Below are 12,425 nucleotides of genomic sequence, written 5' to 3' on the forward strand. Positions count from 1 at the left end.
CAATAACGATGCAGTTTGATACTTCCTCATTGTGGATATATTTATATCTACCTAATTTGCAGCTCAATATTCAGCAAGCACACGCCGAAGCATTAAAGCTTGCCGATAAACAAACTGTAATGGAAGAGCCACCCGCTCAAATCGTCTACGATCCCAAGTTAAATCAAGTACTACAACTGAATAAGCAAGCCCAAAAGCTCGGCATCAAGAAAGGCATGGGACTTGCCAGTGCCAGTATTATATGTAGTCACTTAGTCGTGAGTGAATATAAAGAGGCGATTGCTCTACAGGCGCTACAAGAGCTTGCTAATCAACTTTACCTGGTTACCTCAGACATTGTGATTGATGAGCCCTCAGGCTTGTTTTTACGTGCTCAGAACATGCTACGTTTATATGGCAGCTTGAACCAATACTGGCAAGTTATTCAGGGCGTCATTCGTCTGCAAGCTTATGATTTTTATTACGCCAGTGCTTACTCCGTCAATGTCGCGAAACTCATTGCCAAACATGAGCAGGCGTTTATGAGTGATGACAAAAAACTTATTCAGCAAAAACTGCAACAATGCTCGCTGCTGCTGACCGACATTGATAAAAAAGACATCGAGAAATTGCAACGTATTGGGATTAAGAGTATTGCTGATTTATTTGAGCAGCCTTTATCCGCCTTCGCCAGTAGAGTATCTAAATTTAGCTTACAGATAATGTCTGAGTTGCGCGGTGAGTCTGCTGCAAAACTACGTTTTTACCAACCCGCGCAACGCTATGAACATTACCTTGAGCTCTTATATGACATTGAACTCACGGCCAGATTACTCCCTGTTATTCGAAAGTGCCTTGACGCGCTCGAAGCGTATTTATTAGTACGCAATGGTTTAGCCTTAAGCATTCACATCACTCTTTTTCAACGCGAACACGAGCCTATTACACAAGTCATCAATAGCGCTTTACCTATATATAAAAGTGCTCAATGGCTAGATATTATCGAGTTACGATTTGAGTATCTCGCGCTGAGTTCGGGTGTTTACGGTATTACCATTCAATGCGAAAAAATAGAGCAGGCTGACGGCTGTGAGAGTGACTTTTTTAGCGAGAAGTCTACTCATGTGGCCGCCATGACTTTGTTATCTCGATTGAAAGCCAAGCTAGGTGAACAACAAATAAAACGCCTGCACTATCATGATGATTATCGCCCAGAATGTTGCACCCAATTACCTGCGGAACTGCCCAGTAAGAACACAAAACAGAGTGTAATCAAAAAACCTGTGTTTTTAGACCGACCGGGTTTTCTACTACAAACACCTATCGCCCTTAACAGCAAAGTGAGCATTATTGATGGCCCCGAGCGCATCGCCTCAGGTTGGTGGGATAATCACGAAATTCAACGCGACTACTTCCTAGCCGAGAGCCTCCAAGGCCAACAGCTTTGGATATTTAGAACCTTCGACGATGAGTGGTTTATACATGGCTACTTTATCTAAACCCGAGCGGCATGTTGCTTTTGCCGAACTCGTCTGCCAAAGCAACTTTTCATTTTTATATGGGGCGTCACATCCGCAAGAATTGGTGCGACAAGCTTACTTTTTGCAATACAAAGCCATTGCGATCACCGATGAATGTTCAATGGCTGGGATTGTGCGAGCCTATGCCGAAATATCCCAACATCACTTACCGATAAAAATGATTGTCGGTAGTAAGTTTGTATTCAATGGCAACACCATCGTTCTGCTATGCCCTACCAAAGCGGCTTATAGCGAATGTTGTCGCATTATCACAAATGCACGTAGACGCGCAGATAAAGGTGAATACGAACTCAGCGAGTGGGACTTAAAGTCGATTAAGCACTGTCTGTGCATTTGGCTGCCTAGCGGAGAAGAGGCTCAAGATCACGATTGGGCGCGTTGGCTCAACAAGCACTACGCTGGGCGAGTATGGTTGGGAGTAAAACGCTGGCTAACGGCAAACGAGTACCAGTATATCAGTCACTGCGAAGCCCTCGCTGAACACTTTCATTTTGACATCATCGCCACCTCCTGCGCACTCATGCATGATCCAAACCGACAAGCATTACAGCATTGCCAACATGCTATTCGCGAAGGAAAGCTAGTTAATGAACTCGGTCGCGATGCCTTATCAAACCAAGAAGCTTGCTTGCGTCCCTTAAACAAACTTGCCAACTTGTATCCCAAAGAATGGTTAGACAACTCTGTATTAGTCGCCAAGCTCTGCACTTTTGATTTATCAGAACTCGCGTATCAATACCCTGCGGAAATACTGCCTGCAAAATACACTCCTTCGGAATACTTGCGAGTATTGGTTGAGCAAGGCATTGAAAGGCGCTTTCCCGACGGTGTCAGTGAAGATATCCGTGCGACTATTGAAAAGGAATTGAAGCTGATACATGAACAAGCTTATGAGTACTTTTTCCTCACCATTTATGATGTTGTGCAATTCGCTAAGTCTCAAAGCATTCTATATCAGGGAAGAGGCTCCGCAGCGAATTCTATTGTGTGTTATTGCCTAGAAATTACCGCTGTCGATCCTCGCCAGATTAGCGTGCTGTTTGAGCGCTTCATTTCTAAAGAGCGTAACGAGCCACCTGATATCGATGTCGATTTTGAGCACGAACGACGTGAAGAAGTGATTCAATACATTTACGCTAAATATGGCCGTGAACGAACGGCCATTGCGGCTACCGTTGTATGTTATCGCTTCAAAAGCGCGTTGCGAGAAGTGGGCAAAGTGCTTGGCGTAAATAGCACCGACTTGGATTACTTCATTAAGAACGTCAACCGCCGTGACCGCGAACTCAGCTGGCAATCACAACTAAGCGAACTGGGCATCGATCCCGACTCCACCAACGGCAAGCACTTCATTCATTTAGTTGAACAACTGATTGGGTTTCCAAGGCATCTGTCACAACATGTTGGCGGCTTCGTTATTTCAGCAGGTCCTTTATATGAAATGGTGCCTATTGAAAACGCATCGATGCAAGACAGAACCGTCATTCAATGGGACAAGGACGATTTAGAAACTTTGAAACTGCTGAAAGTCGATGTACTCGCCCTAGGTATGCTTACCGCTATTCGCAAAAGCTTCAGCTTGATCAAACAGCATTATGGGCATGATTACAGTATTCCTTTTATCACCGCGCTTCCCGATGATCCTCAAGTTTATAAGCAAATTCAACAAGGCGATACCGTGGGCGTTTTTCAAATAGAGTCACGAGCACAAATGAGCATGCTGCCGCGCCTGAAGCCGAAGGAGTATTACGATCTCGTAGTACAGATTGCGATTGTTAGGCCCGGTCCTATCCAGGGCGACATGGTTCACCCATATTTGCGCCGCCGTGATGGCAAGGAGCACGTTGAATACCCGTCCCCCGAAGTTGAGAAAGTGCTAAAACGCACTATGGGCGTCCCTATATTTCAGGAACAAGTGATTCAGTTGGCAATGGTAGCCGCAGGTTTTAGCGGAGGCGAAGCAGATGGCTTAAGACGCGCAATGGCCAGTTGGAAGAAAAACGGTGACTTATTTAAATTCAAACAAAAATTGACTGACGGCATGACCGAAAGAGGTTACAGCCATGATTATGCGATGCGCCTGTTTGAGCAAATTTGTGGCTTTGGTGAATATGGATTTCCCGAATCACATTCAGCATCTTTTGCGGTTTTAGCCTATGTCTCAGCTTGGTTAAAGCATTACTATCCTGAAGCCTTCTATGTTGGTTTGCTGAATAGCTTGCCTATGGGTTTCTACTCACCTTCGCAAATTATTCAGGATGCGAAACATCATCACGTCGGCGTGCTAGGGTTTTGTGTCAATCAATCCGATGCTAATCATAGCTTGCAGGTCTTTAGTGAACCAGAGCCTTCGTCTCAATCTCAAGCGCCATACTCACACAAGCACAGTAGCGATTTATGTATTCGTATGGGTTTGCGATTAGTTAAGGGTTTGAAGTCGGATTCAATCGCAACCCTGATTAAGTGCCGCCCAAAAGAAGGTTACGCGAACATAGATCAAATACGTCAGTTAGGTTTACCTTCCCCCTGTTTACAGGCACTGGCGAGTGCAAATGCTTTTTCCACTATGGCTGATAATCGCTATCAAGCTCGATGGGAATTAATGGACTCCGTAATGGAATTACCTTTATTCGCTCAACATAGCCAGGCGACTGACACCTATGCTAAACAGCCTTCATTATTTGATGACCTCGTTGAAGATTATGCCAGTACAGGACTCTCTATCGATTTACATCCTATTGCCTTATTAGGCGAAGCCAACTTACTACCCAAGTTCCATGCGGCAAATAACTTGGCGAACGTCCCTCATCAAACATTAATTAGTGTGATAGGCCTTGTTACTGGCAAACAAAGTCCTGGTACCGCTGCCGGTGTCACGTTCATCACCTTGGAGGATCATACGGGTAATATCAATGTGGTAGTATGGCAAGCCTCAGCAAGAGAACAAAAAAAGGCATATATGAACGCCAAGATACTGCAAGTAAAAGGCATTCTTGAAAGAGGCGATGGCGGTGTTGTACATATTATAGCTGGCAGGTTGATCGACCAAACCCACCTACTCGCACAATTGGAAACTCAATCTAGGGAGTTTCGCTAAGCACCTGATTTACCTGTCTAGTAGTGAGCGTGAGACCATCCACTTTCAATAAGTTACTTTGAGACAATGACGATTCAACCACTAAGATCGTTTGTAAATCGGGGCGAATATCTAGTTGAGCTAAAACTGACGTTAAACCTAACTCACGACTTTCTAGTTCCCCAGTTTTCAAATCGAGTTTAGAGAGTGACGGAAGCGTATTTAACTTGCTGAGATAAAAAAGCTCATTCTTCACAACACTAAAATTACTACTATTTGCAGATTCGACGACAGCAAAGTTTTTACGCGCCGCCAATTGTTCAGTTGAGAATTTGAACGCTGATAATTGTTTATCGGGTGAAGCTTCTTGTACTTGTTCTTGTACTTGTTCTTGTTCTTGTACTTGTTCTTGTCCTTGCTCTATCTGCGATTCATACAAATAAGCCTTATAATTCTTATCGATCAGTAGCCATTTTTTTTCACCCAAAGGTTTAATCAACAGCAGCTCATTCGCTATCGCATTTACTTTATTTGAGAGTAAATCATGCTCATAGATCACGGTAGTGCCTGCGTCTTCCTTCTGATAATAAAGAGTGTCATTTGTTACCCATACCGGGTTTGAATGCCGTTGTGCACCTGACGTGACAAACGAGAGTGTCTTCATGCCAAGGTTGTATACGAAAATTCGACCGTCTAATTCACCTGCGAACTGCTTTTCATCTGGGCTCAATATGAAGGAATTAATATCACTTGTTCTCGGTAAGTCGTAAATCGATTCGATACCGGTCGCTGCTTTATAGCGCATTAACGACAATGAACTGTCAGTAAGAGATAAGAAGTAGATGCCTTTCCCATCGTCAAAGTAAATCGGAAAGCGATCATTAGACGTAAGCGAAAACTGATTCGCACTTATGTATGCTTGATTTTTAAAACTAAACGGACGCTCAACAATATTAACTAAATCCGCCTCTTGCTCTTTAATGACGAAGCAAAACTCACCGCATTGACTAACAACCTCACTGACTTTCATTTCTAAACCGGACCAAGCATAGAGTCGCTGACGAGAAAGGTTAAGATTGAATAGCTTGCCAGCCTTGTTCGACAAAGTAATCGAACTGGCATCAGCCGACCAAACAAAACTATTGCTGAAGCGAGGCATGCGTTTTACGAACTTTTCTTCCTTTGTCAGCAAATCCCAGATATGCATATCAAACTGTTTCTCATTACCCACTAACACCGCTAATAATTCGCCATTGTGAGACTCTTTTGCATCTACGATTTGAGAGCCGAGTGAAATGGAAACGGGCAGCGCGACTGATTGTTTTGTTTCGATGTTGTAACGGAGTAAAGCAACACTCTCATTTGCAGTGACAGGCCTTGTAGCGTCACTAATATTGTCCCCTGAAGAATTATCTGGGCTTTCTGTAATGAATGACTCCTCAACAATTGAGTCTGTTGACTCACTAATTGCATATTCACTCGTTAAGTAGAGACTCTTACCGTCATGTGAGTACGAAACTGCTTGGATATTTTGCCTTAACAAAGCCTCATCTAAGACAATGGGTTCAACCCCCATCAAGTTGAACTGTTCATCAAACTTAAAAAGTAGTAGAGACTCTTCATCTCCCTCTCTTCTTTTTACGATGGCTTGGCGGGCATCAGAAGAAAAAATGCCATCGACATAATTCGCGTTATCCCAAGTTAAACGTTTCGAAACTGAGGAATTTAGATCTTTTGCGTAGAGCTGGAGAGATTGATCATTTTTACCACGGTGCGAATACAAAAGCCGATCATTTTTAGATAAGTAAGGACTTACTTCAGAACCTTTCATTTCAGAAATAGTCGAAACAAAGGCTTTTCGCTTTTCTATTAACTCATTACTTTGAAAAGAACCAAATTGCGATTGCACCAGGATAGTAATCAAAATGATTGCCACTATAGATACACCATAAATGACATATTTTGAACGCCACCAATCCCCTTGATGATATTCAATTTGGACCGGCATAATGAACAAGTAACCTTGCAGCGGAACTGTCTTTACAAACTTCGGCGCCCTGGCATTATCACCTAATGCAATTCTCAGTTTTTTAACCAAGGCACGTATCGCATCATCACTTGCTTTTTTACCTGCCCACACCTCTGAGATGATTTGATCGCGACTAACGATGTGATCTTTGTTACGAATTAGAAGCAATAAAAAAGTGAAAACTTGAGGCTCGAGTTTCACGAGCTCTTTGCCCTTGAAAACTTGTCCGGAAGGAGTGTGAATTATGAATTGGTCAAAAGATATTACGCTCTCACCAAAGTATGTTAGTAAAGAATCTTGCACTTAAATTCCTATATGACTTTTTGTGAACAGCGACAGAGGGCTTATTTAATTTGGCTTTTGTTAACAAACAGTAGTAAGTCGTTTTTATTGAGGTGGTGATTATATCATCAATGTGACTAAGCACAAAATTATGAACTTATTGTATTCACTTCATTTTACTAGTGAGAGAAAATGGCAAACAAGGGATCATATTTACGTTATTTTACTCATTAAAATTTCATTATTCTTCACTCTGAGATCTCGTTAATTTAAGTTTTAGCATAGCTTGCAAACAGGATTTTTTAGTTGCCCTCAGAATTTTTTTTCTACTCTCATTTTTATCTTTAAAAAGAATTCAGAATTAAGAAAATGCGAATTAGAAGGCATTTTTTAAATGGAAATAAGCTATTCTGGGTACTTTTATTTCAAGAATAAATCACTTCGTAGGAGCTAAAATTTGTTCTCTTTTTCCTTCTACTTTTTCCCCAATTGAAATTTTGAACTTAAAATCCAGCAATTCCAAAATAATGTAGTTAATAAGAAATCGGGAAAGTTACCCAGTTCGTTTACTCGTTTTTCTACCATTATTGGAGTATCGATTTCACACAGAAATAGACAGTTTTGAATTCTAAGATCTCATATTTAAATGTTAAAGTTAGGCGTAACTTAGCGCTTATTTATCTTTTGATGATCGTAAAAATGTCACTTTTTTTGAATGACATGAATGTTGGTCAACACAGAAATTGTTGTATTAGAATTCACTTATGATTTTATGATTTTATGATTTTATGATTTTATGATTTTATGATTTTATGATTTTATGATTTTATGATTTTATGATTTTATGATTTTATGATTTTATGATTTTATAAAAATACACTAATTTAATTCTGCTTTTTCTACGATAATTGAGATAAAAGTAAGCTAAGTAGATTTGCCACTATTGGCTAAATTATATTGATTAACGGTAAACGAATAGAATATTAAATTTCAGATTTGAAATCGTATTGTTGGGGTTGCAAAGTATAACCTTCAGCCGTAGCATTTCTTTTTCTTCGATAGCCAAAAATCCGTTTAATCCGCTTATTATATCAGTGCTATTACTAAAAAAATTATTTAATACAGAGTGATAGCCAACCCAGTAAGTACTTACATACTTAAGCGTCTTCTTACGGGGTATTAATGAAATGATCGAAAGCAACACTTTCCAATTTCACTATTTTCTAATCATGTAGTATTCTGGATTTAGACTAATTCCATGTTGGCTCAAGGACGATGAAGACAGCATCTCTGATCAAAATTTCAATTCAAGTGTTAGCACTTGGTCTCCTAGGTGCCTGCGGTTCAACTACACCTTCAGGTTCACCAGATTTAACGAAAAATTCGATTTCTTCCAATGCTGCCAGTTTTACGCAACAGGACATTCAATTATTTGATAAAACTGTCCAGCAATTAAAAGAGCTCAATCAAGATAGACAAAAGTGGGCGACGATTATTAAAGCCTACTCTGCTCAAGAAAACCTCGGCGCAACCTCAAGATATGTTAATTACTCTACAGAGCTTCACAAGACTTCAGTCAAACAGCGTTGTAACCGAGCAGGTATTATAAATATTAGGAAAGCACTGGCGAACCATCCGAGTAGTATTCCAGTTTTGTCTTACGCTCTAGCTTGCGCTGAACGTTTTGAACGTTCCGATCAACAAGCTCACATCGCCCAAAGCATAGCCATTATTAGTGAGGAGTTACTGAAACAAACTGCGAGAGGTGATTCAAGAACTACGCCTATATTGGTAAGAGAGCTTTATGAAGGGGAGTTTTTATTGGGCTTGGCAGGCATTGAAGTTTATGAAACGGAAATGATTGTAGAGAATGAAAGATTATTGATTTTACACCACGGCATTGACCAGATAACGAGTCAGTATTCAATTAGTTTTGCTGACCAGAGTGAATTCTTCATGCATTCGTTTAACACTTCAATGTCAAAAGCTGGCCTAAAGAAAGTGCTCCCCAAGTCCGAGCTAGTTAATGTTAAGCAACAGACGCTTCTAACTGGCGATCATTACTCAATGGTCCTTTGGGATATAAGAAGGCAGCTTTATTCAGGGGAGTATTTTAAAGTTATTGAGCGCATAAAAGAAAACAATTACACAACACCTAGCGCATATTCCATGCTCGCTCAGGCTTATATGGCAACTAATGACTCAACTGGCATTCCACAGATCGAAGACAAGCTAATCTTATATGCTAATTTAGGTATTCCTGAATCGCAGGCGGTTTCAGCAATGATTTTGTTAAAAATGAACGATGAACACGGCAACGACTTTTCGGCAGTTCGCCGCCTGGAAAACAAAGAAGCCGAAAGTGATATTAACTTGATTGTTAATTCATTCAAAAAAAATGCCGCAATTATTGGTCTTGAGAATGCGAGTTTAGTTTGGACTCGCACTTTGCTAGGTGATAGCTCATTAGGTAACTATATAAGCGAGCTTGTAAGCCAATTAAGTCCAGAGTCTATTGCTGGTTGGCAGGGAGCACTAGCTTATATACAAGATAGTCATAACGAGCGCTCAGCGGAATTTAACAGACGAATAGAACTGTTCAATCGTGCACTTAACTCATTAGAAAATGAATCGATAGTATCTCTTCAAGGTAGGTTTTAAAGTATGACATTTTACAAGTCTTTCGTAGTTTGCATGGGCGCTTTTATCGTATCTGCCGGTTTATTCAGCTCGCCACTACAAGCTCAAGTTGTTGAATCAAATAGGTTTCAATATGAAGTTGTTCCTGCGCCAGACTGGATCAAAGGCAGAGAAAAAAGAACTTACAAACAAAACACTGATTTTGGAATGAATTTCCATCTTCTTGATTCTCAGTATTTGATTCAGGGTGAACGTCGAGAAGCATATAGAAGAACCGTCCATAGCATTAGCTCAGAGCAAGGTCTACAAGATGGTGCAAAACTTGAAATTAGTTTTAACCCTGACTTCCAGAAGCTACGATTTCACCGAATAACACGAACGCGCAATGGCAAAGAGGTAGACATCCTCGACACGAAGAATATTCGACTTATTCAACCGGAATCAGATTTAAATATGGGTTTGATCACAGGCTTAGTAACAGCAATCGTGTTACTTCCGGATGTGAGAGTTGGCGACCAAATAGATTACTCCTACTCTATTAACGGCGTGAATAGCATTTTCGGAGATAAAGCATTCACTGGCTTTAGTACAACCTGGCAAGTTCCGATTAATGATAGCTATATTACCGTGCTATCCGACCAAACTCTCCAATACAAAATAGAGAATACGCCAGGTAAAGTGATAGTGACTGAGTCGATAAACTCTGAAAGCGGTTTAACGCAATACGCGTGGTCATACCAAGATCTCCCTCCTGTTGTAGCAGAAGATAACTATCCTTATTGGTATAACCCTTATGGTTATATCGAGTTTTCGTCATACCAGTCTTGGGAAGAAGTTGTTAATTGGGCCACTGAATTATTCCCTTATTCGGCAGAGTTATCGTCTGCAATCGAATCTCAAAACAAACAGTGGTTAGCACAAAGTAGTAACCAAAAGGACTACATCAATAAGGTGATCGAGTTTACCCAAAATGACATCCGTTATTTAGGTTTAGAATTGGGTCAAAATAGTCACAAACCTCACACGCCGATTGAAGTATTTGATCGACGCTTTGGTGACTGCAAAGATAAGGCCCTGCTAATAGCGGCCTTACTGCAAAACGCTGGGATAGAAGCTCATGCAGCGCTTATATCCACTACTCAGCGACGCAAATTACTAGAGGTGCTACCAAGCCCAGGCGCGTTTAACCATGTTGTGACTCGCTTTGAGTTTGAAGGGAAAGAATACTGGATCGATGGTACGAAAAGCTTCCAGTTAACCGAATTGGATAATAAAAGTATCAGTAACTTTCAGTATGGCTTAGTTATCAAAGAAGGCGAAAAGCAACTCGCCAAGGTTACTTCTCCTACAGAGCACAAGAGAGATATTTCGATATTCGAAAGGTTCGACATCAAGGACAAAGTTTCAAACGCTGATGTGACCATAGACGTAGTGTACACAGGTTCAGAAGCAGAAAGAATGAGGGAATATATTGCGAGTGCGGGCATGAAGGTTTTTCAGGCGGAGTTGTTTAACTTTTATTTACGCACGTATCCTGACCTTGTAGAGGTAGGTAGCCTGATCAAATCCGACGACTACGGCCTAAATAAATTAAGTTTCACTAGTCAGTTCAAAATGACGAACCCTTTTTCTTCAGGTACCTCCCAAGTGGGCATACCGCTTTATGGAACTAATGTCAGTTCTTATGTTGAGCTACCATCTGTAAAGGAAAGAAAGACACCAATTGCGCTTTACGAGGGGTTCACCTCTACTCATGATATTGAAGTGAACCTGCCGTTTTCAATTGGTTGGGAGTTGCAAGATAGAAAAATTAAAATTGAGGACGAAGGTATTACCTATACTCGTAACATTGACGCAAGTCCAAAAAGAATCCATGTAGTCCACCATTATGAGACGAAGTCTGATCACATTGCGATTGAAAATACTAGGCAGCATGTTTCGAAGATTCGTGATATTCGCGAAGCACTCTATTTTCAGGTAACGGTGCCAAATGATCAGTCTACGATAAAATTAGATCTACAAGAAAGATTACGCAGAGCTTTGGGTAAAACAACAGAATAGATTATTCTTTTATTTTTCAGCTTGATTGACTTTGGTCTCATCAGCATTGTTAGCAACAAGTTTTGCTATTCTTTTTCAGATGGTTTTCGTCGAATAACCTAAAGTTAGAAAGCCTTTATGTGTCAAAGTGTAACTGACAAAGTATTTAGACATATCTCCTAACTTCTTGTGTTTGTTATTTATACGATCCTCGTCATAATTACCTGATAGCAAATGGAGTTAAGAGAATTGCGATGTTAGATGAACAATTGAAAACAAAGAATACTAAAAGTTTAGCTAAGAAATTGGTGTTAGTTACTGTTGTAGCTTTAACTTACCAATTGGCAACCGTTGAAGATGAACAATCGACCTCTTTATTTTCAAACCTAAAATTGAGTGCCGTGGAAACAATTAAAGACTCAAAACAACTCGAAATTGAACAAGAAGAGAAACCTATAGATGTCAGCATGACATTTTCATTTGATATCGATATGGGTAAGCACTTGAATAAACTTGTAAGAAAGTTTTTGTCACGTAGATAGGTAACCCATTTGCAATTGTAGCATCGTGCCTATCATCCTTGCCAATTAAACTAACTTATAAACTTACTTCTACACACCGTCTTCCTCGCGAAGGCGGGGACCTCCCAACACATTTAGTAAGCGCACAGGTCCTACTACACACCGTCATCCTCGCGAAGGCGTAATGCTGATCGGTTAAGCTTCGATCACTAAGTTTTAGTCAATTCAAACTTATGTTGACTATGATATTAATGAGATCAAACTAGTGCTTTCAAATTTTCATAAAGAAAAAGATGTTAGCACAACAACTCTACGAC

Annotated in this window: 6 protein-coding genes; 5 read left to right on the top strand and 1 reads right to left on the bottom strand. The window is 40.5% G+C overall.

Features of this window, described 5'->3' with window-relative positions; genetic code table 11:
* Positions 1-8: 8 nt before the first annotated feature.
* Entirely contained in the window at positions 9-1,478 is a 1,470-nt protein-coding gene (locus tag ACKLNX_RS01340; protein WP_412970935.1) for a Y-family DNA polymerase, read from the top strand.
* Positions 1,462-4,617, top strand: a complete 3,156-nt coding sequence (locus ACKLNX_RS01345; protein WP_412970936.1) for an error-prone DNA polymerase — start codon at positions 1,462-1,464, stop codon at positions 4,615-4,617. The genes ACKLNX_RS01340 and ACKLNX_RS01345 overlap by 17 nt, the downstream gene beginning before the upstream one ends.
* On the opposite strand, the gene ACKLNX_RS01350 is transcribed toward ACKLNX_RS01345, so the two are convergent.
* Positions 4,601-6,928, bottom strand: a complete 2,328-nt coding sequence (locus tag ACKLNX_RS01350; protein WP_412970937.1) for a winged helix-turn-helix domain-containing protein — start codon at positions 6,926-6,928, stop codon at positions 4,601-4,603. The two genes, ACKLNX_RS01345 and ACKLNX_RS01350, sit on opposite strands and share 17 nt — an antisense overlap.
* Before the next feature lie 1,254 nt (positions 6,929-8,182).
* Here ACKLNX_RS01350 and ACKLNX_RS01355 point away from each other — a divergent pair.
* The 3 genes from ACKLNX_RS01355 to ACKLNX_RS01365 all read left to right on the top strand — a co-directional run bounded on the left by ACKLNX_RS01355 (position 8,183) and on the right by ACKLNX_RS01365 (position 12,129).
* Complete coding sequence (locus ACKLNX_RS01355) at positions 8,183-9,568, top strand: hypothetical protein (protein WP_412970938.1); 1,386 nt, start codon at positions 8,183-8,185, stop codon at positions 9,566-9,568.
* Positions 9,569-9,571: 3 nt separating this feature from the next.
* Positions 9,572-11,608: a DUF3857 domain-containing transglutaminase family protein gene (locus ACKLNX_RS01360; protein WP_412970939.1), complete on the top strand. Its 2,037-nt coding sequence runs from the start codon at positions 9,572-9,574 to the stop codon at positions 11,606-11,608.
* Positions 11,609-11,841: 233 nt separating this feature from the next.
* A complete protein-coding gene (locus ACKLNX_RS01365; protein ID WP_412970940.1) occupies positions 11,842-12,129 on the top strand; it encodes a hypothetical protein in 288 nt (95 codons plus the stop codon).
* The last annotated feature ends 296 nt before the right edge of the window (positions 12,130-12,425 follow it).

Origin of the sequence: Glaciecola sp. MF2-115 (genome assembly GCF_047250385.1) — a bacterium.
GTDB lineage: Bacteria > Pseudomonadota > Gammaproteobacteria > Enterobacterales > Alteromonadaceae > Glaciecola.

What these genes read in the sequence shown, in the direction of transcription:
- ACKLNX_RS01360 (WP_412970939.1), top strand. Translation starts at nt 9,572, where the DNA reads ATGACATTTTACAAGTCTTTCGTAGTTTGCATGGGCGCTTTTATCGTA.
- ACKLNX_RS01355 (WP_412970938.1), top strand. Translation starts at nt 8,183, where the DNA reads ATGAAGACAGCATCTCTGATCAAAATTTCAATTCAAGTGTTAGCACTT.
- ACKLNX_RS01365 (WP_412970940.1), top strand. Translation starts at nt 11,842, where the DNA reads ATGTTAGATGAACAATTGAAAACAAAGAATACTAAAAGTTTAGCTAAG.
- ACKLNX_RS01345 (WP_412970936.1), top strand. Translation starts at nt 1,462, where the DNA reads ATGGCTACTTTATCTAAACCCGAGCGGCATGTTGCTTTTGCCGAACTC.
- ACKLNX_RS01340 (WP_412970935.1), top strand. Translation starts at nt 9, where the DNA reads ATGCAGTTTGATACTTCCTCATTGTGGATATATTTATATCTACCTAAT.